A 24,494-nucleotide genomic window follows, 5' to 3' on the forward strand; every position below is an offset into this window, starting at 1 on the left:
CTTGAAAGCCATGCGGATCATGTGGGAGCGGGCGTGCCCGCGAACACCGGCGAAGCCGGTGCCCTACACCGAGTTGCCTGCTTCGCGGGCACGCCCGCTCCCACATAGGGCGAGTCTTGCCTTGAAATCTAGGGTGCCAATCAGATCTCGACCTGGGTCCCCAGCTCGATCACCCGGTTCAGCGGCAGGTTGAAAAAGCGCAGGTTACCGTTGGCATTCTTCAGCAGGAACGCGAACAGGTTGCCCCGCCAGCGCGACATCCCCTCCAACCGTGAAGCAATCACCGTCTCGCGGCTGAGGAAGTAGGTAGTGCGCATCGGGGTGAAGTCCAGCTCATCCAGATGGCACAGTTTCAACGCAGCCGGCACATCCGGTTCGTCCATGAAGCCAAAGTGCAGCAACACGCGGAAGAACCCGTCACCGTAGGCCTCCACTTCGAAACGCTCCTGCTCCGGCACTCGCGGCCGGTCTTCGCTGACCACCGTCAGCAACACCACCTGGCTGTGCAGCACCTGGTTATGCAGCATGTTATGCAGCAGCGCATGGGGTACGGCGTCGGCCCGCGCGGTGAGGAACACCGCCGTACCTTCGACCCGGTGGGGCGGCTGGATGCGGATACTGCTGATGAACAGCTGCAGCGGCAGCGCGCCTTCGTCGATACGCTCGACCAGAATCTGCTTGCCACGCTTCCAGGTACTCATCAGCAGGAACAGCACACCACCGGCCAGCACCGGGAAAGCGCCGCCCTGGACGATTTTCGGCACGTTGGCAGCAAAGAACAGCCCATCCACGAACAAGAAGCCCACCAGGATCGGTACCGCCAGCACAGGCGGCCACTTCCACAGCAGCAACATCACCGCCGACACCAGAATGGTGGTCATCAGCATGGTGCCCGTCACCGCCACACCGTAGGCCGCAGCCAGTGCACCGGACGACTCGAAACCGATCACCAGCAGCACTACGCCCACCATCAGCGTCCAGTTCACCGCGCCAATGTAGATCTGCCCCTGCTCGTCGCTGGAGGTGTGCTGGATCTGCATGCGCGGAATGTAGCCCAGCTGGATAGCCTGGCGGGTCAGGGAGAACGCTCCCGAAATCACCGCCTGCGAGGCAATCACCGTGGCCATGGTCGCCAGCCCGACCAACGGCAGCAGCGCCCAGCCCGGCGCCAGCAGGTAGAACGGGTTACGTGCCGCGTCCGGGTTTTGCAGCAGCAGCGCACCCTGGCCAAAATAGTTGAGCACCAACGCGGGCAACACCAGGATGAACCAGGCGCGGGCAATCGGCTTGCGGCCAAAGTGGCCCATGTCGGCGTACAGCGCCTCGGCACCGGTCAGCGCCAGCACCACCGCGCCTAGAATGGCCACGCCCATGCCGGGGTGCACCACGAAGAAGTTGACCGCCCAGCCCGGGTTGAAGGCCTTGAGTACTTCCGGGCTCTGCGAGATACCATGCACGCCCAGCGCACCCAGCACCACGAACCAGGTAACCATGATCGGGCCGAACAGCTTGCCGATCTTCTCGGTGCCGTGCTTCTGCACCAGGAACAGCGCCACCAGCACCACCAGCGAGATCGGCACCACCCAGTGGTCGATACCGTCAAACGCCAGGCCCATGCCCTCCACCGCCGACAGCACCGACACCGCCGGGGTGATCATGCTGTCGCCATAGAACAACGAAGCGCCGATCAGGCCGCAGATCACCATCAGCGTCCGCAACCGCGGGTAGGCCGCTGTGGCCCGCCGCGCCAGTGCGGTCAGGGCCATGGTGCCGCCCTCGCCCTGGTTGTCGGCACGCAGGATGAACATCACATATTTGAACGACACCACCCACAACAGCGACCACAGGATCAGTGACAGGATCCCCAGCACGCCATCGTGGTTGACCGGCACTCCGTAGCCGCCGGAAAAGACTTCCTTGAGGGTGTACAACGGGCTGGTGCCGATATCGCCATAAACCACCCCGACCGCCGCCACGAGCAGGCCCAGCGACCGCGCCGCGCCCTGCTTACCCTCGTGCCCGCCCTCGGCGTGACTGCTTGCCTGAACCATCGACCACTCCCGCAGACGGCCATCACGGCCTTTAGTATTCACTCGCGCACAAGGCCCGTTGGGGCACCCTCGCGCAACGGCGCGAAGCATAGCGCAGCGTTCGTCGTATTTCTGCTGGTCAAGCGACGTTACGCTCGCTAGAATTGCGCACTTTTTGATCAGAGGCGCCAAAAAGCGCCCGTCAAGATCGCCCGCGATTCCGGCCGGGCGACCTGCATTCAATACCGAGGTTAGTCATGTCCACCACGCCCGCCACCCCCAAGGTAGGTTTCGTAAGCCTGGGTTGCCCAAAAGCCCTGGTCGATTCCGAGCGCATCCTTACCCAGCTGCGCATGGAAGGCTATGAAGTCGTGCCCACCTACGAGGACGCCGACGTGGTGGTGGTCAACACCTGCGGCTTCATCGACAGCGCCAAGGCCGAGTCGCTGGAAGTGATCGGCGAAGCCATCAAGGAAAACGGCAAGGTCATCGTTACCGGCTGCATGGGTGTCGAAGAAGGCAGCATCCGCGACGTGCACCCGAGCGTGCTGTCGGTCACCGGCCCGCAGCAGTACGAGCAGGTGGTCAACGCCGTGCACGAGGTGGTACCGCCACGCCAGGACCACAACCCGCTGATCGACCTGGTGCCGCCACAGGGCGTCAAGCTGACCCCGCGTCACTATGCGTACCTGAAAATTTCCGAAGGCTGCAACCACAGCTGCAGTTTCTGCATCATCCCGTCGATGCGCGGCAAGCTGGTCAGCCGCCCGGTGGGTGAAGTGCTGAGCGAAGCCGAGCGCCTGGTCAAGGCCGGGGTGAAGGAGATCCTGGTGATTTCCCAGGACACCAGCGCCTACGGCGTCGACGTCAAGTACAAGACCGACTTCTGGAACGGCCGCCCGGTCAAGACCCGCATGCTGGAGCTGTGCGAGGCGCTGAGCAGCCTGGGCGCCTGGGTACGCCTGCACTACGTGTACCCTTACCCGAACGTCGACGACGTGATCCCGCTGATGGCCGCTGGCAAGATCCTGCCGTACCTGGACATCCCGTTCCAGCACGCCAGCCCGAAAGTGCTCAAGTCGATGAAGCGCCCGGCCTTCGAAGACCGCACCCTGGCGCGTATCAAGAACTGGCGCGAGCAGTGCCCTGAGCTGGTGATCCGCTCCACCTTCATCGTCGGCTTCCCGGGCGAGACCGAGGAAGACTTCCAGTACCTGCTGGACTGGCTGACCGAAGCCCAGCTCGACCGCGTGGGCTGCTTCCAGTACTCGCCGGTAGAAGGCGCGCCGGCCAACGACCTGGGCCTGGAAGAAGTACCGGACGACATCAAGCAGGCGCGCTGGGACCGCTTCATGGCCCACCAGCAGGCCATCAGCACCGCCCGCCTGCAACTGCGCATCGGCAAGGAAATCGAAGTGCTGATCGATGAAGTCGAGGAGCAAGGCTCGGTTGGCCGCAGCTTCTTCGATGCCCCGGAAATCGACGGCAGCGTGTTCATCGATGGCGACCATGGCTTCAAGCCAGGCGACAAAGTACGTTGCCGTGTCGTGGATGCCGACGAATACGACATGTGGGCAGAGCCCATCTGAAGCGGCTTAACCACTGAAAAGCCCCTGCCTCGCCATTGCGCAGCAGGGGCTTTTTTGTCAGAACGTGTGAAACAGCATCAGGCCGCCCTCGGCATCCGGGCTGGCATCCGAGAAGCCTTTGACCGCGTAGAGTTGAACCTTCCATTGCTGGTTGAGCTTGTGGGTCAGGAACAGGGTAAGTTCCTGGATCTGCGACCCCGTGGAGACCACTTTCTGCCGCCAGTCGTAGGAAGCGCCCGCCGAAGTGCCCGTAGCCACGGGTATTGCGAAACCGAGGCTGACAAATACCGGGTCGTCAAAATCGCTGTCGGGCGGGTCGCCAAACTTCTTCCAGCCCAGTGTCGCAAAACCGGTGACCAGGCCAAAGCCTTTGGTGATATCGACCTGGGCGGTGTAGTCATACTCACCGGTACCCAGGCACTGGTCTTCATCGGCGGTGGGGAATTTGACCTTGCCGATAAGGTCGAGCATCAGGCCACCGTCACTGCCATCGAGCAGCGCGTACCCGGCGCTGGCAACCGTGTCACCCAGGCCGCTCTCCACACTCCGGCAGCCACCGGGCAAGGGGTCGCCATTGGGGCCTACTTCAGGATTGGTGATGCGTAACCAGGGCACGGTGACCTTGTAGGTCATCGGTCCTGTTTCGTACTTGCCGACCACGGGAACGTACCAGATTTCCGAAGTGGTGCCCGTGCCATAGTCGCCGCTTGAATAGTCCATGCCGATGGCGGCGCTGAAGGTATCGGCCACGGCTGACGCGCCTGTACATGACAGCAGACAGGCCAGAAGCGGGAGGGTGGGTCTCATCGGCACCTCTGTATCCTGTCGGGAAGTGTGGTCGGACTAACCCAGCCTAGTTGCCTAACGCCCCGATCGCTCCGGATGCTCTACTTTTTCGACGCTCTCTACCTTTTCCGGCTTCTCTACTTTTTCTACTTTCTCGACCTTCTCTACTTTCTCAACCTTTTCGGCTTTTTCTACCTTTTCGACTTCAACCCTTTCTACCCGATCAGACCTGCCGCTGTTGCTGCTTTCGCGCTGCTCCACAGCTTCGACATGCTCTGACTTGCCAGACCTGTCCACGCTTGCAGAATCGCCACGCCCACTGGCGTCTTCGACAGCGCTGCGCCCACTGTGATCTTCACTGCCTTCGTTACGAACACGGTTCGATTCGCCAGTGCCATCACCACTGCTGGCGGAACCACCGGAGCCGCTGCTGTCGTGCTCGCTGCCATGCCCCGAATGGCCTTTGTCCGGGTTATCGACGTGGTCATGCTGGAATTCCACGCGGGTTGCCCGCAGCTCGTGCGTACCACTGAGCACTCCACTTACCCGAACACGCTGATCCAGCAACGGCTTGCCAACGATCACCGTGCCCTGCCCCAGCGTCACATTGATGCCTGCCACCACCAGTTGCCGAGCCTGCGCGCGCTGCACCAGCCCTTCGACCACGGTCTGCTGCACACGGCCAGCAAACGGCAGGCTCGGGTCTGGACGGGTTTGCGCCACTTCCAGCTGGCGCCCGGTCCACCGGCCACGCACCAGCACTTCCCGTGCGGGGGCTACACGGGTGCCCAGTTGCAGCCCTTGCAGGCTACCTGGACGATCAATTGCACCAATTGCACTGGCCTCGCGCAGGCCCGGTGCCCGCTCGATGCGGGTCGCCACCACCTCGCCCCTGGCATCGCGCAGGCCGCTGACCCTGACCGGCTCGCCTGGGCGCAGGCCTTCAGCTACCCGCGCGCCAGCAGCAAGCCGCACGGGTTGGCCCATGACCCGCAGCGGGGCCGAGGCGTTGGGGAGTGCCGTCAGTGGCCCTTCGAAGACGTTGAGGATCGAGATACGCCCTGCCTGCAGGCCACGCTGGGTGGCAACGGCCTCCACCGCCACAACCTGCCCGATTGCCAGGTGAGCACTGTTGGCGGGGGCGCCGTTTTCACTCACCGGTACGTCCTTGCCATAGTGCACTTCCATGCCATTGACGCAGATCGAGGCGAACCCGGTGATGGTGCCGACGATGCCGGTACCACCGGTACCGCCCGGGCGCAGGATCGGTGCACCGGTACCGCCTACCCCGCCGCTGCCGTGCTCGAAGTAGGTACCGTCCACACCATCGGCCACCGCGCCAGTACCGCCTGTGCCGCCGGGGCGTTGCGGGAGCGGTGCGCCAGTGCCGCCGACGCCACCGTTGTCACTGCGCGCACCGGTACCACCCGTACCGCCCGGAAACTGCAGGCCGGCGGCGCCGGCCATACCCGCTTCCTCACGGCTGACACAAACCGGCGCTGCGGCTACCTCGGCAGGCATCACCAGGTTCAACCCGAAAACCAGGGCGAACGTGACGACACTGAGGCAGCGCGCAAGCGGAGTCATGGGCCGGGCGTCTTCGACAAATCGGGATCGGTAGCTTCAGTGTAGAAATAAAGCCCGACAGTGATGCGTTGACGTTGCTCGATGCCGGGCTCATCAACACTTTCCAGATCTGCAGCGAGCCGGCTGAAGGCCAGCAGCGCCTGCATGCCGTCCTTGGCAACCACGTCACGCAATTGCTCGACGCTGGCCGGGCTCAGGGCATCGTAGTGCGTGCTGCGTTCAAAGAACGGCAGGCCTTCGCCGCTGAGGTTGTGCACCGCTGCGCAAGCATGATCATGCAGGTTGTGGCCGAAGTACGCGGCTTTTTCATCAAAGCCTTTCTGCGGCACGAATGCCTGGGCCTCCAGGTGCACGCAATCCTGTTCATCGAGCCGGACGATGCCAAGGCGCAACCACTCATCCAGCACCACCCGGCCGCGGATATCGGTGCTGACCGTGGCCACCAGGGCATCGAATGAACAGTCGCCACCCACACTCGCCAGACGCGGCAAAGCCAGCGCCTGGCCAGGTGCCGAGCAGAACGGTGGGCTAAAGGTCCATGCATTGACCAACTGTGCGCCCAGGGTGATATTCGCCGGCAGGGCCTCGGGTGCCATACCCGCTTCGCTGCGCAGTCGCCGGACATCCTTGCGATGCACGCCTGTGAGCAGGCTGATGCGGCTGTCGCTGGGTGGGGTGTGGTCCAGGCGGAACTCGCGGTCGGCCACCTCGACGAAGACTTCCTTGAGCAGGTCGGCGAACAGGGTGTAGGTCACCCCTTTGCGCAACATCAAGCGCACCAGCGGGCGCATGACACGCCGCAGTGCGCTTAACATCGAAGGGGGTAGAGTCGGGCTGATCAACGCCTGTCAGCTCCTGCTGTTGTCATCACCCGGTTCGCCACCCACATGGTTGCCGCGATCGTCACCAGGTTCACCACCCACGTGATTGCCGTGATCATCGCCAGGCTCGCCGCCGACATGGTTGCCATGATCATCACCCGCTTCAGCATGGTTGCCGCTGCGTCCAGCGTTTGAACTACCGTCGTGGCCGCTGCCACTGTTGCCGGCATGGCCGCCACCGTCGCCGCCACTGCCGTGGCCACCGCCACTTCCGCCGCCACCGCCATGGCCACCACCGCCGCCGCTTCCTCCACCGCCGCCATGACCACCACCACCGCCTCCACCACCGCCATCCTTGGCATAGGCGCTGGAGCCTTGGGAAATCGAGTCAGGGATCAAAACAATGGACGCTGACAGCACGCCAGCCACGGCAGCCGCCAGCAAGGCCTTCTTGAACAGCAGGTGGATTTGCATAGTCCGTCTCCAGGTCGTCGCCACGAGAACGCAAAATCAGTCATGAATCTTGTTGTCAGTTTTTATCTTTTCGATGCGTGGGATTTTTTCCCACGCTTGATTAATAGACCTCTGCGCCCCGCCCTTCAAGTGCAGCACGCACAAGCCGACCGGTGGCTGGGCTGCTATGTTTTCCCCATCGCCATGGAGGACCACCGGCATGCCCGCGCTACTGACGTTGCAAACTCCGCGTTTTAGCGACTACAACGAGCTGGTACAGGTGTGGGAGGACTCGGTACGCGCCACCCATCTGTTCCTGCCGGAGGGCTACATCCTGCTGCTGCGCGAACACGTGCTGCGCCGCTACCTCGACGCGGTGATGCTGGTCTGCTGCAAGCACAGGCAACGCATCTGTGGCTTTGCCGGGGTCGCCAACGGGCGCGTGGACATGCTGTTCGTGGCGCCAGACTACCGTGGCCAAGGGGTTGGCAAGCGCCTGCTGCACTATGCGATCGACGAACTGAACGCCGAACGCCTGGACGTCAACGAACAGAACCCGCAAGCCTTGGGCTTCTACCTGCATGAAGGTTTCGAGGTGGTTGGCCGCTCGGAAACCGACGGCCTGGGCCAGCCCTACCCGCTGCTGCACATGCACCTGCGCAAAACGGCGTAAATGACACAGATTCCCAGCCCCTCTACCGCTCAGGCAGGTACAATGCTGGCCTTTCCCTGCCTTTGCGAATTGCCGTCATGTCCGAACCCGTCCGCCTGTCCAAACGCCTTATCGAGCAGTTGGGTTGCTCCCGCCGCGAGGCCGAGTTGTATATCGAAGGCGGCTGGGTAACCGTCGATGGCGTGGTCGTCGAGCAGCCGCAGTTCAAGGTCGACCAGCAGCGCGTCGAACTGCTGCCGGGTGCCCGCGCCGAAACGCTGGAGCCAGTGACCCTGCTGATCAACCAGCCAGCCGGTATCGACAGTGAAACCGCACGCGCCAGCATCAACATGGGCAGCCTCAGCGAGGCTCACCGCGAAGGCGTGCGCGCCCTGCACGGGCATTTTGCCCGGCAGGACTGCGTGGCGCCGCTGGAGCGCGGCGCCAGCGGCCTGCAGGTATTCACCCAGGACTGGCGGGTAACGCGCAAGATCAACGCCGACCTACGCCGCCTGGAGCAGGAGTTCATCGTCGAAGTGCGCGGCGAAACCACGCCCCAGGCGCTGGAACGCCTGGCGCGCGGGGCTACGCGCAATGATCGCGAGCTGCCCAAGACCAAAGCCAGCTGGCAGAACGAGACCCACCTGCGCATGGTGCTGAAAAACCCGCAACCTGGGCAAATTTTCGAGCTGTGCGCCTACCTGCGCCTGGAACTGCTCAGCATGCGCCGCATTCGCCTGGGTGGCGTATCGATGGGCAAGCTGCCGCTGGGCCAATGGCGCTACCTGGCTACAACCGAACGTTTCTAAGCAATACGCCACGCACACGCGTGGCACCTGAACAGGATTCTGCAGCAATGAACCACAACGATGTCCTGCGCAGCCTGCGCTACATGCTCAAGGTGAACGACGCCAAGATGGCCGAGATCATCGGGCTTTCCGGCCTCGAAGTGCATCCCCTGGTGCTGGCCACCTACCTGAAGAAGGAAGAAGAGGAAGGCTTCGTGCGCTGCCCTGAACGGGTAATGGCGCACTTCCTGGACGGGCTGGTGATCTACCGCCGCGGCAAGGACGACACCCGCCCACCGCAACCGGTCGAGCTGCCAGTGACCAACAACCTTGTCCTCAAGAAACTGCGGGTAGCCTTCGAACTCAAGGAAGACGACCTGCATGCAATCCTCAAGTCGGTCAACTTCCCGGTCAGCAAGCCGGAACTCAGTGCGCTGTTCCGCAAGGCCGGCCATGACAACTACCGCCCGTGCGGCGACCAGCTGCTGCGCAACTTCCTCAAGGGCCTGACCCAGCGCGTGCGTGGCTGAGTGGCCATGCAGCATACGGTTGCCCCGGTCGGCATTGTCCGCTCCTGCTTCAAGGAAAAATTCGCCATCCCGCGCCAGCCCCAGCTGGCGCCCGCGGCGCGCGGCGTGCTCGAACTGCTGCCGCCGTTCGACCAGGGTGATGCGGTTGCAGGCCTTGAGCAGGTCAGCCATGTCTGGCTGCTGTTCCTGTTCCACCAGGCCCTGGAGGACAAACCGCGCCTGAAGGTACGGCCACCGCGCCTGGGTGGTAACAAGAGCATGGGGGTGTTCGCCACCCGCGCCACCCATAGGCCCAACGGCATCGGCCAGTCGGTGGTGCGCCTGGAGGGCGTGGAGCCTGGGCGCCTGCTGCTGTCCGGGATCGACCTGCTCGACGGTACACCGGTACTCGATATCAAGCCCTATGTGCCCTACGCCGACAGCATTGCCGGCGCCAGCAACCAGATGGCCAGCGAAGCGCCTGCGGCGATTGCCGTGCAGTGGGGTGACAACGCCCTGCCCCAGGCCCGCGAGCATGCGCTGCGCCTGGGTGAGCCGCTGGTTGAGTTGATCGAGCAATGCCTGGCACAGGACCCTCGGCCCGCTTATCAGGTACCACCGGCGGAGCGGGTGTATGGGGTGAGGTTCTGGGATGTGCAGGTACGCTGGCATTATCCGCACCCTGAGCAAATCCGGGTGTTGGAGGTGGTGAAAGATTAAGGATCGCAGGCCCGGCCCTATCGCCGGCAAGCCAGCTCCCACAGGATCACCACAGGTCTGAGCATTGTGGGATCCCTGTGGGAGCTGGCTTGCCGGCGATAGAGCCGGGCCTGAAAACACATCCACAAAAAAGGCGACCCTCAGGTCGCCTTTTTCGTTTTACAGCAGTGCGATCAACGAGCAGGGCCTTCGGCCACGCCCAGGTCATCGACAGGACGGGTATCGACCAGCGGTGCACCACCGGAGGCCAGTTCCGACGCCAGCTTGTCGTTGTCCATTTCCTTGACCCACTTGGCCACGACCACGGTGGCAACTGCGTTACCTACCAGGTTGGTCAGCGCACGGGCTTCGGACATGAAGCGGTCGATGCCGAGGATCAGCGCCAGGCCGGCAACCGGCAGGTGGCCAACGGCCGACAGGGTAGCGGCCAGTACGATGAAGCCCGAACCGGTCACGCCGGCAGCACCTTTGGACGCCACCAGCAGCACCAGCAGCAGGGTGATCTGGTGAGTGATGTCCATGGTGGTGTCGGTGGCCTGGGCGATGAACACCGCAGCCATGGTCAGGTAGATCGAGGTGCCGTCCAGGTTGAACGAGTAGCCAGTCGGGATGACCAGGCCAACCACCGACTTCTTGGCACCCAGGCGCTCCATCTTGGCCAGCATGCGTGGCAGCGCCGATTCCGACGAAGAGGTACCCAGCACGATCAGCAGTTCTTCACGGATGTAGCGGATCAGCTTGATGACGCTGAAACCGTGGGCGCGGCAGATACCGCCCAGCACCACCAGCACGAACAGCAGGCAGGTGATGTAGAAGCAGGCCATCAGGTAGCCCAACTGCACCAGGGAACCCACGCCGTACTGGCCGATGGTGAAGGCCATTGCACCGAACGCACCGATCGGGGCCAGCTTCATGATCATGTTGATGATGTTGAACATCACATGGGCAAAGCGGTCGATCAGGTCCAGCACCGGCTTGCCGTAGCTGCCCAGGCGGTGCAGGGCGAAGCCGAACAGTACCGAGAACATCAGCACTTGCAGGATGTCACCGTTGGCGAAGGCGCCAACCACTGTGTTGGGGATGACGTTGAGCAGGAAGCCGACAGTGGTCTGCTGCGCGCCGGCGGCAGCGTAGGCAGCCACGCTGCTGGCGTTCAGGGTGCTGACGTCGATGTGCATGCCAGCGCCTGGCTTGACCACGTTGACGACGACAAGGCCGATGATCAGGGCGATGGTGGAGACGATTTCAAAGTACAGCAGCGCGTAGCCGCCGGTCTTGCCGACCGACTTCATGCTCTGCATGCCGGCGATGCCGCTGACCACGGTACAGAAGATGATCGGGGCGATGACCATCTTGATCAGTTTGACGAAGCCGTCACCCAAGGGTTTGAGGGCGACGCCCGTTTCCGGGTAGAAGTGGCCGAGCAGAATGCCGATGGTGATGGCAACGATCACCTGGACATACAGGGATTTGTACAGCGGCTGACGTGTCGTCATGGCTCATTTTCCTCAAGTGTGCCGGTTCACCCTTCCCAGGGTGAAGGGGCACCTGAATCGCTAACCCTCCTGCACCTGGAGGGATTTGTCGTTGTGTTCGAGCTGCCTGGGCAGGCCTCTGACAGGATCAATAGCAAGGGTGGTGCCAAAATGCCCATGAAGGGTGCAAAGGCCGTGTTTGCGAGGGATAAATGCCCAACGAAGGGGCGATTTGCCTAAGGAAGGCTGGCGGATTTCCGCCCGCTGGCGGGATTTGTACAGGGGGAGTTGGCGGGAATCCGCCCATTGTGGTTTGCCTGTGCCGGCCCTTTCGCGGGCTTGCCCGCTCCCACAGGTATTGCGCAGGGCCTGAATGCAGCGCGGTCCCTGTGGGAGCGGGCAAGCCCGCGAAGAGGCCGGTAAGACCAGCCAATCACTCCAGGTGGAAGGTGATCCTGAACGCCGCCCCACCCAAAGGCGAATCCCCCAGGCTCAACTCGGCGTCATAGCTGTCGACGATATCCTTGACCACCGCCAGCCCGATCCCCTGCCCCGGATGCTGGCTGTCCAGCCGCTCGCCACGCTCCAGAATGCGCTCACGCTGGTCGGCCGGCACCCCCGGCCCGTCGTCCTCGATGCACAAGGTCAACCGCCCCGGCGACTGCTCCAGGCTCACCCGTACCTCTCCCAGGCTCAAGCGGTAGGCGTTTTCCAGCAAGTTGCCCAGCATCTCCAGCAATGCGCCCTGCTCCATCGGCACCTGCGCCGCATCGGGCAGCTCCAGCGCCACGTTCACCCGTTTGTCCCGGTAAACCTTGGCCAAGGTGCTGCACAGGCTGTCGAGCAACGGCCGCAACCTCACGCTGTGGCGCACCAGGCCACTCTTGCGCAGGCTGGCGCGTTGCAACTGGTAGTCGATCTGCTGGCTCATGCGCTCGATCTGGCTTTGCAGCACCCGTGCCTGCTCGCGCTCGCCGCTGCGCTGCTGCAGGCTCTCGCCCACGCCTTGCAACACGGCCAACGGCGTTTTCAGGCTGTGCGCCAGGTCATCCAGCGAATCACGGTAGCGTGTGCGCTGCTCACGTTCACTGCGCAACAGGCGGTTGAGCGAGCGGGTAAGGCGCAACAGCTCGCGAGGGTGCTCGCCACTCAAGCCATCGCGCGCCCCCGACTCCACCTCATCCAGTTCGTGGCTGAGCCGGCGCAACGAGCGCAGCCCCCAGGTCAGGCCTGCCCAAAGCAGCGCCATCAACGCCAGCAAGGCCGCACCGAAGCCAAGGTAGAGTTTTTCCCGCAGGCCATTGAGGGTGGCCTTGTATTCGCTCACCGGCTGCAGGGCGACAATGCTGTAGGCGGCGCTCTGGCCACCCAGCAACTTGATCTCGACGTCGTAGACAAAGAACTCTTCGCCATCGGCCTGATGGATACGGGCAAACTCGTTGCCGCGCCCGTCGTAGCGTGGGCGGTAGTTGATGTGCCGGTCAGCGGTGGCCCGCGACTGCCAGACCAGGTTGCCGTCGCGATCGAAGATGTAGCCGAGCAGGCCGGTATACGGCAGGTTGTAACGCTCGTCCGGCAGCAGCGTCGGCATCTGCAACTGGCCATGCTCGATGCGTGCAGCGGAAATCAGCGTGGTCACATCCGAAGCCAGGCGCTGCTCGATCGACTCCTGCAAGGCCAGGCTGAAGGCCTTTTGCAAGGCTGGCAGCAGCGCCAGCATGAATAACAGCGCCAGCACCGCGGCGGCCAGCATCAGGCGCACCCGCAGCGAGCGGATCATCGGCAGCGCTCGGTGAACAGGTAACCCAGGCCGCGCACGGTGTCGATGGGTTTGAAGCCGTTTTCGCCCTCAAGCTTGCGGCGCAGGCGGCCTACCAGCACTTCGATGACATTGGGGTCGCGCTCCTCGTCGCCGGGATACAACTGCTCCATCAGGCGGTCCTTGGCTACCACCTGCTGATGATGGCGCATGAGGTATTCGAGAATGCGGTATTCGTAGGCGGTCAGCGCCAGGGGTTGTTCGTCGAGGGTGGCCTGCTTGCGGTTGAGGTCGAGCACCAAGGGGCCAGCGGCGATGGTCGACTGGGTGAAGCCGCTGGAGCGGCGTAACAAGGCATTCAGGCGCGCTTCCAGCTCTTCGAACTGGAACGGCTTTACCAGGTAATCGTCGGCTCCGGCGGCCAGGCCTTCGACTTTGTCCTGCCAGTTGCCACGGGCAGTGAGTATGAGGATGGGGAAGGTCTTGTCCTGGCTGCGCAGGCGCGTGATCAGCTCCAAGCCACTGATGCCGGGCAGCCCCAGGTCGATGATGGCCAGATCGAAGTGGTATTGCCCGGCCTGGTACAGGGCCTCTTCGGCGTCGGCAACGGCCTCGACCACATGGCCGCTTTCGCCCAGGCGGGTGTAGAGGTGATGGCGAAGCAGGGCTTCGTCCTCGACCACCAGCAGTTTCATGTGCAGCTCCTTATGTGTATTGCCTGTACCGGCCCTTTCGCGGGCACGCCCGCTCCCACAGTAATCGCACAGTTTCTGGGACTGGTGCGGTACCTGTGGGAGCGGGCGTGCCCGCGAAGAGGCCGGTACAGGATAGCGCGGCTCGCCCGTCAGAACTTGTAGCTAGCTGCCAGGTAAGTCTGCGCGCTGCTGGTCAGGCGCAAGGTGCCGTCCTTCGGCCCACCTCGCTCACCCACCTCGGTCGCCGCATTGGTACGCAGGTAACGGTAGCCCAGTTCGACCGAGGCCTTGTCGGTGATGTCCTGGATCACGCCGGCCTGCAGGCCGTAGGCGTAACCGTAGTCGGTATCACGGCTGGCACCTGGCGAGTCCTGGGTGAGCTTGGTCACGCCCAGGCTGCCACCGCCAAACAGCTTGGTGGTGTCACCCACCGGCAGGAACAGGTCATAGCTGCCCAGCAGGTTTTCCTGGCGCAACTTGAGGCCGCTGTGGTCGCCCGAGACGTTGTCGTAGGTCATGTAGTAGCGGCCCTGGTCATTGATCTTGCCCAGACGCACGCCCCAGGTGTCGTCCTTGCCGATGATGCCATCGGCGTTGAGGTTGTCGGTATTGCGCTGCAGCAGGCCCGACTTGCGAACCTTGTCGCTGGTCTGGCCGTAGGTCAGGCTGGCAAAGTTGTCATCAGCGGCCTGGGCGGTGGTGATGCCAGCGGCACAGACGGCCATGGCGGCAAGCAGGGTGTTGAAGGTTTTCATGGCTGGGTACTCCAGTTGGGTGCGCTGTTTCGGTCTGGAAGCTAGAGTAAGCAGGGCACCCTGAACCGCGACTGAACCCTGGCTGAACCTCGGCTGAACGAACCGTCTGCAAGACAAGGAGTAGTAAACATGCGTGCCCTGCTGGCCCTGACCCTGATGTGCAGCGCCGCCCTCGCCCAAGCGGCGGTACAAACCCGTGAAATCCCCTACCAGGACGCCGACGGCAATCGCCTGGTCGGCTATTACGCCTACGACGACGCCGTCGAGGGCAAGCGCCCCGGCATTGTCGTGGTGCATGAATGGTGGGGGCTGAACGACTACGCCAAGCGCCGTGCCCGCGACCTGGCGGCACTGGGCTACAACGCGCTGGCCATCGACATGTATGGCGACGGCAAGCACACCGAACACCCGCAGGACGCCCAGGCGTTCATGGCCGCGGCAATGAAGGACCCGGCAAAGGCGGCAGCACGCTTCGACGCCGGCCTTGAGCTGCTGAAGCTGCAACCGAATACCAACAAGCATCAACTGGGCGCGGTAGGCTACTGCTTCGGCGGCAAGGTGGTGCTCGATGCCGCACGCCGGGGCGAGAAACTGGACGGTGTGGTGAGTTTTCATGGCGCCCTGGCGACCCAGACACCGGCAAAACCTGGCGTGGTGCGGGCCGATATCCTGGTCGAGCATGGGGCTGCGGACAGCATGGTCACCCAACAGCAGGTGGAGGCGTTCAAGGCGGAAATGGACGCGGCCAAGGTCAACTACGAGTTCGTCAGTATCGAGGGCGCCAAGCATGGGTTTACCAACCCGGATGCTGACCGGCTGAGCCATGGCGAACATGGTGGGCCGGACATTGGCTATAACAAGGCCGCGGACGACAGTTCCTGGGCGGATATGCAGGCGTTTTTCAAGAAGGTGTTCAAATAAAGATCGTCGGGGCCGCTTTGCGGCCCATCGCAGGCAAGCCAGCTCCCACAGGATCACCACAGGTCTGAGCATTGTGGGATCCCTGTGGGAGCTGGCTTGCCGGCGATGGGCTGCAAAGCAGCCCCGGCTATTGCATCTCCCACACCGCCCCCGCGACTGGCACAATAGCCGCCATGAACACACTCCCCGCCTGCTGTTCCCCGCTCCAGCACCACTGGCCCCTGCCCCGCCCACTGCCCGGCGCAGTATTGGTCAGTTGTGCCTTCGACCCCGCCCACCTGGCCCCCGATGACTTCCAGCGCGCCGGCATCGCGCCCAGCGCCAGCCTCCAACGCTCGGTAGCCAAGCGCCAAACCGAGTACCTGGCCGGCCGTGTGTGCGCGCGCGCCGCGTTGCAGCGCCTGGACGGTCGCGACTATGTGCCAGGTACTCATGAAGACCGCTCGCCCATATGGCCAGCGGGCATCCGCGGCTCGATCACCCATGGCAAAGGCTGGGCCGCCGCCGTAGTTGCCGCCGAGAGTAGCTGCCAAGGCCTGGGGCTGGACCAGGAATCGCTGCTGGATGACGAGCGCGCCGAACGGCTGATGGGCGAAATCCTTACCCCGCCCGAGCTCGAACGCCTGGACCGTAGCCAGCTCGGCCTGACGGTCACCTTGACCTTCTCGCTGAAGGAGAGCCTGTTCAAGACCCTCTACCCGCTAACCCGCCAGCGTTTTTACTTCGAGCACGCCGAAGTGCTGGAATGGTCCGCAGATGGCTTGGCGCGCCTGCGCCTGCTCACCGACCTGTCGCCACAATGGCAGCACGGCGCAGAACTGCAGGGCCAGTTCAGCCTGCAAGACGGCCACCTGCTCAGCCTGGTCAGCGTCTGACCCTTACAGCGGTGCCTGCTGGCGTGGCCAGCTCAAGCTGAAGCAGGCACCGCCCAGCGCCTCACTGCGCCCCACCGTGGCCCGCCCGGCGTGCCAGTAGATGATCCGCCGCACAATCGACAGGCCCAGGCCATGCCCACCCGAGGCCCGGGTACGGCTGTCGTCAAGGCGGGTGAACGGGGTGAAAATGCGGTCCCAGAAACCCTCGGGGATGCCTGGGCCGTCATCTTCCACATCAATACGGCAGCGTTGCTGCCCCAACTGGTAGGTCAGGCGCACTTCGGACTCGGCGTGGCGCATGGCATTGCCTACAAGGTTCTGCAAGGCCCGATGCAGGTAACGTGGCTCGGCCTCGACCCACGCGCCTTCGGCATCCGCACCCTGGCAGTCGCCGCGCACCACCTGCACCTCGGCACGCAACGGTGCCAGCTCTTCGATCACGCGGGCCAGCAAGGCATCCAGATCGACCCGCTGAAACTTCAAGGCCGGCGCGCCCTGCTCCAGGCGGGCGTAGGTCAGCATTTCGTCGACCAGCTTGTCGAGGTCCTGGATATCGCCATCCATGCCCGCCAGGTGCTTGGCCCGCGCCTGTTCGGTGGTGGCGGTTTCGATCATCTCCAGGCCAAAGCGCAGGCGCGCAACCGGGGTGCGCAGCTCGTGGGACACCGCCCGCACCAGCTCGCGCTGCATGGTCAGCGAGCGCTGCAGGTGCTCGGCCATACCATTGAAGGCGGCAGCCAGGCGCCCTACCGAGTCAGCATCGTCGGCGGGCACACGGGTGTCCAGGCTGCCCTGGGCGATGCGTGTGGCGGCAACCTCCAGGCCCGACACGCGGCGCTCCAACTGGCGCACCAGCAGGTACACCACCAGGCCGATCAGGCACAGCCCCAGGAAGGCAATCAGGATCAGCAACTGCGGCGGATAGGGGTTGAGCTGGTACAACGGGCCGATCTCCAGCACCCAGGGCGAACCTGATAGCCCGGCAAATACACGTATCGAGTCGCCATCCCTGCCCAGCGCCATCACGGTGTCGCCCTCCTCCACGCGACGCCGCTGGTCATCGTCCAGGCTTGCCCGCTCGATGCGCTGCAGGGCGACACCAAAGCCGAAGCCTTTCTCCTGCTTGATTTGTGCAAGCCGCTGCTGCTGTTCGGTTACCGGGTAGCGCACCAGCTCATCGGCCAACAGATACAGGGTAGCCCGCGCCAGTTGCTCGCTGATCTGTTTGATCTGCGCCACCAGCATTAGGTCTTCCTGGCCAACCTTGCGTAGCACTTGGGCCGCATGCGGGCCGGTCTTTTCCACCACCACCAGGCCACGGTACAGCCGCGCCCGCTGGCCGCCATCGAGGCTGCGCGCGGTCATGGGTTGCAGCGCCAGCGGCACGCCCAGCAGGCGCTCCCAGATCAGCAGTGAGCGCTTGCGTTCGGTGTCGTTCTGCTGCGCGAGGTTGTCGGCCATCAGGCTGAAGGTGCCCTGAGCCAGGCCTTCGCGGTGTTGGGCGGCGCGTACTTCGTTCACCAGGTGCAGGCTGAGTACGCCGAGCAGCGCCACCAGCACCAGCACCGCCAGCATGCCACCGTATATACGCAGGAAGATCGAGTTGTTCATGGCGCCTCGCCAACGAACAGGTAGCCCTTGCTGCGCAGGGTCTTGATCAGGCGCGGTTGAAGTGGGTCATCGCCGATCTTGGGGCGGATTTTCGAGATACGGATGTCGATGGAGCGGTCCTGCCCGTCGTAGCCCACGCCGCGCAGCGCGGTGAAGATCTGCTCGCGGGTAAGCACCCGCCCAGCGTTGCTGGCCAACAGCCAGAGCAGGTCGAATTCGGCACCGGTCAGCTCGATCAACTGTTCGCCCAGGCGCGCCTCGCGCAAGCGGTTGTCGATACGCAGGGCGCCAAAGGCCAGGTCCTGGCGCTTGTTGTCCACGGCCTCGCTGCGGCGCAGCAGGGCCTGGATTCGCGCCAGCAGCAGCCGTGGGCGTACCGGTTTGCACACGTAGTCGTCGGCCCCCAGGTCCAGGCCCTGGATCTGGTCGAGTTCGTCACTGCGGGCGGTGAGCATGAGGATCGGGCCGGGGTACTGGCTGCGCACCCGGCGGCAGATGCTCAGGCCGTCTTCGCCGGGCAACATGAGGTCGAGGATGACCAGGTCAGGCTGGCTGTCGACGATGCGCCGTGCGGCGCGGGCACCGTCGCCCTCGACGCTGACCTCGTAGCCGTTGGCCTGCAGGTACTCAGCGGTGAGTTCGGCCAGGCGCTGGTCGTCTTCGACGATGAGGATGCGGGGGGTGGGGTGGTCCATGGCCTCTGCCTTTAATTGTTGTTTTTCTGTTGCCTGTGCCGGCCCCTTCGCGGGCGCGCCCGCTCCCACAGGGGAGTTGCGCAGCACCTGTGGGAGCGGGCATGCCCGCGAAAGGGCCGGCACTGGCAACATAACCCTTTAACCAAAAGGCAACATCCCCCTCGGATACTACGTCCCACCACAAGCACTGCCAACCCGCCCACAAGCCCCTCGACTGAACCGTTTTTTGTGGTAGGGTGCGCCCCCGAAAAAAACTGCCCTGGGGCAGCAAGGCGCAGAAAAATACTGCAAACCACTTGGCACAAGGCCTACAGCGAATACTCACCATTCACTCACAAAGTACGCACACGTTATCCACAGGCGCTCGCCTTGCAAAGCCCCCAATACCGCATTATCTTGTATCCCGATCGCAGCGAACCACTAGATGTTGGGGTTCGTGCAAAATCACACACAAAAGTCAACCCGCAAGATCAAGCTATTTTCCGGGCTGAACTTCAGGTGATTTCAGCAGCCAAACCGCTCCTGCGGAGGCGACCGAGGCAAGCCCTTCCAGGGCGTTGTTCGGGTATGAGTGTTGTAGGCAACGCCTGGCACTCATCAGCACCGGTTTTTGGGGTTTCATGCCCAGAACCTTTGACTTCGGCCAGGGAGCGGCAAGCTATTGCCCCTTATTCCTGAGTCTGTCCCGAAGTCGGTACGCCCACGCGGGCGGATGCGCATGCATTGCGCATCCCCGCCGGGCAATCGAGCAAGTGGACGGAACGGTGGGCGCCCAAAAGGCGCCTGAACAATATAGAAACTGTGGAGACACCCACCCATGCAAACCGACACAACTCGCGAGAACCCGCAAGCCAAGGTGCCGCAGGCCGCCGATTCCAACCAGGATCTGGCCGCCACCGCCCCTGGCCAACTGCGTGTGATCAAGCGCAACGGCACTGTCGTCCCTTACACCGACGACAAAATCACCGTGGCCATCACCAAGGCGTTCCTTGCAGTTGAAGGCGGCACCGCTGCCGCTTCGTCGCGCATCCACGACACCGTCGCGCGCCTGACCGAACAGGTTACCGCCACGTTCAAGCGTCGCATGCCATCGGGTGGCACCATCCACATCGAAGAAATCCAGGACCAGGTCGAACTCGCCCTGATGCGTGCCGGTGAGCAGAAAGTCGCCCGCGACTATGTGATCTACCGCGACCAGCGTGCGAAAGAGCGCGCCACCCGTGCCAACACCGACTCGGTGGTCGAGCCACACCCGAGCATCCGCATCACCCTGGCCGACGGCAGCCTGGCGCCTCTCGACATGGCCCGCCTGAACACCATCATCAGCGAAGCCTGCGAAGGCCTGGCCGAAGTCGATGGCGACCTGATCCAGCGCGAAACCCTGAAGAACCTGTACGACGGCGTGGCCATCAAGGACGTCAACACCGCCCTGGTGATGACCGCCCGTACCCTGGTAGAGCGCGAGCCGAACTACTCGTTCGTCACCGCCCGCCTGCTGATGGACACCCTGCGCGCCGAAGGCCTGGGCTTCCTGAACGTAGCCGACAGCGCCACCCACCACGAAATGGCCGACCTGTACGCCAAGGCCCTGCCGGCCTACGTCGCCAAAGGCATCGAGTTCGAGCTGCTGAACCCGGCCCTGGCTGATTTCGACCTGGAAAAACTGGGCAAGGCGATCAACCACGAACGCGACCAGCAGTTCACCTACCTGGGCCTGCAGACCCTGTACGACCGCTACTTCATCCACAAGGATGGCGTGCGCTTCGAACTGCCGCAGGTGTTCTTCATGCGTGTGGCCATGGGCCTGGCGCTGGAAGAGAAAGACAAGGAAGCCCGCGCGATCGAGTTCTACAACCTGTTGTCGTCCTTCGACTACATGGCCTCGACCCCGACCCTGTTCAACGCCGGCACCCTGCGCCCGCAGCTGTCCAGCTGCTACCTGACCACCGTGCCGGACGACCTGTCGGGCATCTACCACGCGATCCACGACAACGCCATGCTGTCGAAATTCGCCGGTGGCCTGGGCAACGACTGGACCCCGGTCCGTGCACTGGGCTCGTACATCAAGGGCACCAACGGCAAGTCCCAGGGCGTTGTACCGTTCCTGAAAGTGGTCAACGACACCGCCGTTGCCGTGAACCAGGGTGGCAAGCGCAAAGGCGCCGTGTGTGCCTACCTGGAAACCTGGCACCTGGACATCGAAGAATTCATCGAGCTGCGCAAGAACACCGGTGATGACCGCCGTCGTACCCACGACATGAACACCGCCAACTGGATCCCTGACCTGTTCATGAAGCGCGTCTTCGATGACGGCAAGTGGACCCTGTTCTCGCCTTCGGAAGTGCCAGACCTGCACGACCTGACCGGCAAGGCCTTCGAAGAGCGCTACGAGTACTACGAAGCCCTGACCGAGTACAACAAGATCAAGGTGTTCAAGACCATCCAGGCCAAAGACCTGTGGCGCAAGATGCTGTCGATGCTGTTCGAGACCGGCCACCCGTGGCTGACCTTCAAGGACCCGTGCAACCTGCGTTCGCCGCAGCAGCACGTGGGCGTGGTCCACAGCTCGAACCTGTGCACCGAGATCACCCTGAACACCAACAAGGACGAGATCGCGGTCTGCAACCTGGGCTCGATCAACCTGCCGAACCACATCGTCGATGGCAAGCTGGACACCGCCAAGCTGCAACGCACCGTGAACACCGCCGTGCGCATGCTCGACAACGTGATCGACATCAACTACTACTCGGTGCCGCAAGCGCGTAACTCGAACCTCAAGCACCGCCCTGTCGGCCTGGGCATCATGGGCTTCCAGGATGCGCTGTACCTGCAGCACATTGCCTACGGTTCCGATGCGGCCGTCGAGTTCGCCGACAAGTCGATGGAAGCGGTCAGCTACTTCGCCATCCAGGCCTCCTGCGACCTGGCCGATGAGCGCGGTGCGTACGAGACCTTCCAGGGCTCGCTGTGGTCCAAGGGCATCCTGCCGCTGGACTCACAACAGATCCTGATCGAAGCCCGTGGCCAGAAGTACATCGACGTCGACCTGAACGAAACCCTGGACTGGGCGCCGGTACGTGCCCGCGTACAAAAAGGTATTCGTAACTCGAACATCATGGCCATCGCGCCAACCGCGACCATCGCCAACATCACCGGTGTGTCGCAGTCGATCGAGCCGACCTACCAGAACCTGTACGTGAAATCGAACCTGTCGGGCGAGTTCACCGTGATCAACCCGTACCTGGTTCGCGACCTGAAGGCCCGCGGCCTGTGGGACTCGGTCATGATCAACGACCTGAAGTACTACGACGGTTCGGTGCAGCAGATCGAGCGTATCCCGCAAGAGCTGAAAGACCTGTACGCCACTGCGTTCGAAGTGGAAACCAAGTGGATCGTCGATGCTGCCTCGCGTCGCCAGAAGTGGATCGACCAGGCTCAGTCGCTGAACCTTTACATCGCTGGTGCCTCGGGCAAGAAGCTGGACGTGACCTACCGCATGGCCTGGTACCGTGGTCTGAAAACCACCTACTACCTCCGTGCCCTGGCCGCGACCAGCACCGAGAAGTCGACCATCAACACCGGCAAGCTCAACGCCGTTTCCAGCGGTGGCGACAGTGCCCCGGTCCAGGCAGCGGGCCCAGCGCCAGTGCCGAAGGCCTGCGCGATCGACGAGCCTGACTGCGAAGCCTGCCAGTAAGGGCTAGATGCCGCGCGGGGTGCCCAAGGGTGCCCCGCGCGGCATTTTTGTATCTGCGCCCCGGAGAAACCTTGCCCTTTGCCCAGCGTTTGCGCTGCTCGGTAAAAGAACAGGACTTCTCACAAAAGGATGTAAGCCCATGGCGCGGAAAAAAGTGGCAACTCGCAAGATTGGCCGTAACGCAGAAACCGGCCGCTTTACCTCGGTGGAGCAGGCACGCAAGCACCCCAAGACACACATTGTCGAAACGCTGCACAACCCTCGCAGCTAGTGCCCGCCTGAACTGGCCTCATCGCCGGCAAGCCGGCTCCCACAGGTACTGCATCGCCCTTGCGCCATGCGCAGTACCTGTGGGAGCTGGCTTGCCGGCGATAAGGCCGGTACAAACAACACAACCCTCCAGGAAACACCATATGATGTGCCTGAAAATTTAAACTGGCACAACATATAGGTTGGCGCTACACTCTCCCCCCGTGGCAAACCACAGAAACCCGGTGAACGGACGCACGCAATTCCGGTCGAAAAAGTTACCCTCGCCCGCAAGAGACGCGCCCCGATCCAAGGCGAAATCCGATATACTTCGCCCCCTCTGAAAAGAGCACCATTCAATTGTCCTGGCCCCTCCCCGAGGCCTGGCCAGGTACAAGCCAGAACACATTCAGATGTAAACGAGAGTCAGCCTCTCGAGCTGTCCATTCGCCGTTACGGCCTTGCGTCAGGCATCACATTCTTTAAATCCAAGCGGTTGCCCCAGGGCAACCCTCAAGCAGGAGCCAAACCATGCTGAGCTGGGACGAATTCGACAAAGAAGACGGCGAAGTAGCCGCCAAAGGCAACAACCCTGCGCAGGCCGCTGCCGCCGCCACCCTCGACAAGCTCGACAGCGCCGGTGGTGCCGCCGCTCTGGAAGCCCGTGCGGCCACCGCTGCTGACTCCGACGCGGTCAAACGTGCCAAGGCAGCCCTCGACGCCCTCGACGTTGCCGAAGGCCTGGCCGAGCTGGAAGGTTCCTCTGCCCGCGTTGCGGTAGACGAAAAGCGCATGATCAACTGCCGTGCCGACCTGAACCAGCTGGTACCGTTCAAGTACGACTGGGCCTGGCAGAAGTACCTGGACGGCTGCGCCAACCACTGGATGCCGCAAGAGGTCAACATGACCGCCGACATCGCCCTGTGGAAGAGCCAGGACGGCCTGACCGAAGACGAGCGCCGCATCGTCATGCGCAACCTGGGCTTCTTCTCCACCGCCGACTCGCTGGTTGCCAACAACCTGGCCCTGGCCGTGTACCGCCTGATCACCAACCCGGAGTGCCGCCAGTACATCCTGCGCCAGGCCTTCGAAGAGGCGATCCACACCCACGCCTACCAGTACTGCATCGAATCGCTGGGCATGGATGAAGGCGAGATCTTCAACATGTACCACGAGATCCCGTCGGTCGCGAAGAAAGCCGCCTGGGGCCTGAAGTACACCCGCGCCATCTCCGACCCGGAATTCAACACCGGTACCGTCGAGACCGACAAAGAGCTGCTGCGCAACCTGATCGCCTACTACTGCGTACTGGAAGGCATCTTCTTCTACTGCGGCTTCACCCAGATCCTGTCGATGGGCCGCCGCAACAAGATGACCGGCGTCGCCGAGCAGTTCCAGTACATCCTGCGTGACGAGTCGATGCACCTGAACTTCGGTATCGACGTGATCAACCAGATCAAGATCGAGAACCCGCACCTGTGGGACGCGGCGATGAAGGAAGAAGCGACCCAGATGATCCTGCAAGGGACCCAGCTGGAGATCGAATACGCCCGTGACACCATGCCACGCGGCGTGCTGGGCATGAACGCAGCGATGATGGAGGACTACCTCAAGTTCATTGCCAACCGTCGTTTGACCCAGATTGGTCTGAAGGAAGAGTACCCGGGGACTACCAACCCGTTCCCATGGATGAGCGAGATCATGGACTTGAAGAAAGAGAAGAACTTCTTTGAGACGCGTGTGATTGAGTATCAGACTGGTGGTGCGTTGAGCTGGGACTGATTGTCCGGGCTGAGCATCGAGAAGGCTGCCGAATGGCAGCCTTTT

General features: G+C 62.9%; 21 protein-coding genes. 10 read left to right on the forward strand and 11 right to left on the reverse strand.

Annotated elements, in window-relative coordinates; translation table 11 throughout:
• Positions 1 to 140 precede the first annotated feature (140 nt).
• Positions 141 to 2,051 carry a potassium transporter Kup gene (locus tag ACIQUI_RS14170; RefSeq protein ID WP_403199465.1) on the reverse strand — a complete coding sequence of 637 codons (1,911 nt, stop codon included), beginning with the start codon at positions 2,049 to 2,051 and terminating at the stop codon, positions 141 to 143.
• A 236-nt stretch (positions 2,052 to 2,287) separates the two neighbouring features.
• On the opposite strand from ACIQUI_RS14170, the gene rimO reads away from it, so the two are divergent.
• Positions 2,288 to 3,619, forward strand: coding sequence for a 30S ribosomal protein S12 methylthiotransferase RimO (gene rimO / locus ACIQUI_RS14175; protein ID WP_264360473.1), 1,332 nt, complete (start codon positions 2,288 to 2,290; stop codon positions 3,617 to 3,619).
• Between the two features lie 57 nt (positions 3,620 to 3,676).
• Here the strand turns inward: rimO and ACIQUI_RS14180 are convergent, their stop codons facing one another.
• The 4 genes from ACIQUI_RS14180 to ACIQUI_RS14195 are packed head-to-tail and all read right to left on the reverse strand — an operon-like array spanning position 3,677 to position 7,275.
• Positions 3,677 to 4,426, reverse strand: coding sequence for a hypothetical protein (locus ACIQUI_RS14180; RefSeq protein ID WP_403199469.1), 750 nt, complete (start codon positions 4,424 to 4,426; stop codon positions 3,677 to 3,679).
• A 54-nt stretch (positions 4,427 to 4,480) separates the two neighbouring features.
• A complete protein-coding gene (locus tag ACIQUI_RS14185) occupies positions 4,481 to 5,992 on the reverse strand; it encodes a DUF5666 domain-containing protein (RefSeq protein WP_403199471.1) in 1,512 nt (503 codons plus the stop codon).
• Positions 5,989 to 6,783: a DUF6502 family protein gene (locus ACIQUI_RS14190; RefSeq protein WP_403199474.1), complete on the reverse strand. Its 795-nt coding sequence runs from the start codon at positions 6,781 to 6,783 to the stop codon at positions 5,989 to 5,991. Before ACIQUI_RS14190 ends, ACIQUI_RS14185 begins: the two co-directional genes overlap by 4 nt.
• Positions 6,784 to 6,840: 57 nt before the next feature.
• Complete coding sequence (locus tag ACIQUI_RS14195; RefSeq protein ID WP_403199561.1) at positions 6,841 to 7,275, reverse strand: hypothetical protein; 435 nt, start codon at positions 7,273 to 7,275, stop codon at positions 6,841 to 6,843.
• Positions 7,276 to 7,486: 211 nt separating this feature from the next.
• Here ACIQUI_RS14195 and ACIQUI_RS14200 point away from each other — a divergent pair, with 211 nt between their 5' ends.
• The 4 genes from ACIQUI_RS14200 to tsaA all read left to right on the forward strand — a co-directional run bounded on the left by ACIQUI_RS14200 (position 7,487) and on the right by tsaA (position 9,935).
• Positions 7,487 to 7,939, forward strand: coding sequence for a GNAT family N-acetyltransferase (locus ACIQUI_RS14200; protein WP_403199475.1), 453 nt, complete (start codon positions 7,487 to 7,489; stop codon positions 7,937 to 7,939).
• Between the two features lie 77 nt (positions 7,940 to 8,016).
• Positions 8,017 to 8,727, forward strand: coding sequence for an rRNA pseudouridine synthase (locus ACIQUI_RS14205; RefSeq protein ID WP_403199478.1), 711 nt, complete (start codon positions 8,017 to 8,019; stop codon positions 8,725 to 8,727).
• Between the two features lie 47 nt (positions 8,728 to 8,774).
• Positions 8,775 to 9,236, forward strand: a complete 462-nt coding sequence (locus ACIQUI_RS14210; RefSeq protein WP_403199481.1) for a DUF1456 family protein — start codon at positions 8,775 to 8,777, stop codon at positions 9,234 to 9,236.
• Positions 9,237 to 9,242: 6 nt separating this feature from the next.
• Positions 9,243 to 9,935 (forward strand): tRNA (N6-threonylcarbamoyladenosine(37)-N6)-methyltransferase TrmO, encoded by a 693-nt coding sequence (tsaA, locus tag ACIQUI_RS14215; protein ID WP_403199483.1) that lies wholly within the window; start codon positions 9,243 to 9,245, stop codon positions 9,933 to 9,935.
• Positions 9,936 to 10,108: 173 nt separating this feature from the next.
• Here tsaA and ACIQUI_RS14220 read toward each other — a convergent pair whose 3' ends face one another.
• The 4 genes from ACIQUI_RS14220 to ACIQUI_RS14235 form a co-directional block, all read right to left on the reverse strand.
• Positions 10,109 to 11,431, reverse strand: a complete 1,323-nt coding sequence (locus ACIQUI_RS14220; protein ID WP_403199486.1) for a dicarboxylate/amino acid:cation symporter — start codon at positions 11,429 to 11,431, stop codon at positions 10,109 to 10,111.
• A gap of 412 nt (positions 11,432 to 11,843) precedes the next feature.
• Positions 11,844 to 13,190 carry an ATP-binding protein gene (locus ACIQUI_RS14225; RefSeq protein ID WP_403199488.1) on the reverse strand — a complete coding sequence of 449 codons (1,347 nt, stop codon included), beginning with the start codon at positions 13,188 to 13,190 and terminating at the stop codon, positions 11,844 to 11,846.
• A complete protein-coding gene (locus ACIQUI_RS14230; protein ID WP_403199489.1) occupies positions 13,187 to 13,864 on the reverse strand; it encodes a response regulator in 678 nt (225 codons plus the stop codon). The genes ACIQUI_RS14225 and ACIQUI_RS14230 overlap by 4 nt, the downstream gene beginning before the upstream one ends.
• Positions 13,865 to 14,013: 149 nt before the next feature.
• Positions 14,014 to 14,619, reverse strand: a complete 606-nt coding sequence (locus tag ACIQUI_RS14235) for an outer membrane beta-barrel protein (protein ID WP_391127129.1) — start codon at positions 14,617 to 14,619, stop codon at positions 14,014 to 14,016.
• A gap of 129 nt (positions 14,620 to 14,748) precedes the next feature.
• Between ACIQUI_RS14235 and ACIQUI_RS14240 the strand changes: the two genes are divergently transcribed.
• On the forward strand, positions 14,749 to 15,540 hold the full coding sequence (locus ACIQUI_RS14240; RefSeq protein ID WP_403199493.1) for a dienelactone hydrolase family protein: 792 nt from the start codon (positions 14,749 to 14,751) through the stop codon (positions 15,538 to 15,540).
• Between the two features lie 173 nt (positions 15,541 to 15,713).
• On the forward strand, positions 15,714 to 16,415 hold the full coding sequence (locus tag ACIQUI_RS14245) for a 4'-phosphopantetheinyl transferase (protein ID WP_403199495.1): 702 nt from the start codon (positions 15,714 to 15,716) through the stop codon (positions 16,413 to 16,415).
• 3 nt (positions 16,416 to 16,418) lie between these two features.
• Here ACIQUI_RS14245 and ACIQUI_RS14250 read toward each other — a convergent pair whose 3' ends face one another.
• Both ACIQUI_RS14250 and ACIQUI_RS14255 read right to left on the reverse strand, forming a co-directional pair.
• Entirely contained in the window at positions 16,419 to 18,026 is a 1,608-nt protein-coding gene (locus ACIQUI_RS14250) for an ATP-binding protein (protein ID WP_403199498.1), read from the reverse strand.
• Positions 18,023 to 18,721, reverse strand: coding sequence for a response regulator (locus tag ACIQUI_RS14255; RefSeq protein ID WP_403199501.1), 699 nt, complete (start codon positions 18,719 to 18,721; stop codon positions 18,023 to 18,025). Before ACIQUI_RS14255 ends, ACIQUI_RS14250 begins: the two co-directional genes overlap by 4 nt.
• An 817-nt stretch (positions 18,722 to 19,538) precedes the next feature.
• Here ACIQUI_RS14255 and ACIQUI_RS14260 point away from each other — a divergent pair.
• The 3 genes from ACIQUI_RS14260 (at position 19,539) to ACIQUI_RS14270 (ending at position 24,449) form a co-directional block, all read left to right on the forward strand.
• On the forward strand, positions 19,539 to 22,418 hold the full coding sequence (locus tag ACIQUI_RS14260; protein ID WP_403199503.1) for a ribonucleoside-diphosphate reductase subunit alpha: 2,880 nt from the start codon (positions 19,539 to 19,541) through the stop codon (positions 22,416 to 22,418).
• Between the two features lie 139 nt (positions 22,419 to 22,557).
• Positions 22,558 to 22,689, forward strand: coding sequence for a hypothetical protein (locus ACIQUI_RS14265; protein WP_256665967.1), 132 nt, complete (start codon positions 22,558 to 22,560; stop codon positions 22,687 to 22,689).
• Positions 22,690 to 23,198: 509 nt separating this feature from the next.
• Complete coding sequence (locus tag ACIQUI_RS14270; protein WP_029885549.1) at positions 23,199 to 24,449, forward strand: ribonucleotide-diphosphate reductase subunit beta; 1,251 nt, start codon at positions 23,199 to 23,201, stop codon at positions 24,447 to 24,449.
• The last annotated feature ends 45 nt before the right edge of the window (positions 24,450 to 24,494 follow it).

The organism is Pseudomonas sp. NPDC090592, assembly GCF_044769185.1.
In the GTDB taxonomy this organism is placed as follows: domain Bacteria; phylum Pseudomonadota; class Gammaproteobacteria; order Pseudomonadales; family Pseudomonadaceae; genus Aquipseudomonas.

Bases quoted from the DNA above. Each gene is read 5' to 3' on its own strand.
- ACIQUI_RS14170 (WP_403199465.1), bottom strand. From the start codon at position 2,051: ATGGTTCAGGCAAGCAGTCACGCCGAGGGCGGGCACGAGGGTAAGCAG.
- rimO (WP_264360473.1), top strand. From the start codon at position 2,288: ATGTCCACCACGCCCGCCACCCCCAAGGTAGGTTTCGTAAGCCTGGGT.
- ACIQUI_RS14180 (WP_403199469.1), bottom strand. From the start codon at position 4,426: ATGAGACCCACCCTCCCGCTTCTGGCCTGTCTGCTGTCATGTACAGGC.
- ACIQUI_RS14185 (WP_403199471.1), bottom strand. From the start codon at position 5,992: ATGACTCCGCTTGCGCGCTGCCTCAGTGTCGTCACGTTCGCCCTGGTT.
- ACIQUI_RS14190 (WP_403199474.1), bottom strand. From the start codon at position 6,783: ATGCGCCCGCTGGTGCGCTTGATGTTGCGCAAAGGGGTGACCTACACC.
- ACIQUI_RS14200 (WP_403199475.1), top strand. From the start codon at position 7,487: ATGCCCGCGCTACTGACGTTGCAAACTCCGCGTTTTAGCGACTACAAC.
- ACIQUI_RS14205 (WP_403199478.1), top strand. From the start codon at position 8,017: ATGTCCGAACCCGTCCGCCTGTCCAAACGCCTTATCGAGCAGTTGGGT.
- ACIQUI_RS14210 (WP_403199481.1), top strand. From the start codon at position 8,775: ATGAACCACAACGATGTCCTGCGCAGCCTGCGCTACATGCTCAAGGTG.
- tsaA (WP_403199483.1), top strand. From the start codon at position 9,243: ATGCAGCATACGGTTGCCCCGGTCGGCATTGTCCGCTCCTGCTTCAAG.
- ACIQUI_RS14220 (WP_403199486.1), bottom strand. From the start codon at position 11,431: ATGACGACACGTCAGCCGCTGTACAAATCCCTGTATGTCCAGGTGATC.
- ACIQUI_RS14225 (WP_403199488.1), bottom strand. From the start codon at position 13,190: ATGATCCGCTCGCTGCGGGTGCGCCTGATGCTGGCCGCCGCGGTGCTG.
- ACIQUI_RS14230 (WP_403199489.1), bottom strand. From the start codon at position 13,864: ATGAAACTGCTGGTGGTCGAGGACGAAGCCCTGCTTCGCCATCACCTC.
- ACIQUI_RS14235 (WP_391127129.1), bottom strand. From the start codon at position 14,619: ATGAAAACCTTCAACACCCTGCTTGCCGCCATGGCCGTCTGTGCCGCT.
- ACIQUI_RS14240 (WP_403199493.1), top strand. From the start codon at position 14,749: ATGCGTGCCCTGCTGGCCCTGACCCTGATGTGCAGCGCCGCCCTCGCC.
- ACIQUI_RS14245 (WP_403199495.1), top strand. From the start codon at position 15,714: ATGAACACACTCCCCGCCTGCTGTTCCCCGCTCCAGCACCACTGGCCC.
- ACIQUI_RS14250 (WP_403199498.1), bottom strand. From the start codon at position 18,026: ATGAACAACTCGATCTTCCTGCGTATATACGGTGGCATGCTGGCGGTG.
- ACIQUI_RS14255 (WP_403199501.1), bottom strand. From the start codon at position 18,721: ATGGACCACCCCACCCCCCGCATCCTCATCGTCGAAGACGACCAGCGC.
- ACIQUI_RS14260 (WP_403199503.1), top strand. From the start codon at position 19,539: ATGCAAACCGACACAACTCGCGAGAACCCGCAAGCCAAGGTGCCGCAG.
- ACIQUI_RS14265 (WP_256665967.1), top strand. From the start codon at position 22,558: ATGGCGCGGAAAAAAGTGGCAACTCGCAAGATTGGCCGTAACGCAGAA.
- ACIQUI_RS14270 (WP_029885549.1), top strand. From the start codon at position 23,199: ATGCTGAGCTGGGACGAATTCGACAAAGAAGACGGCGAAGTAGCCGCC.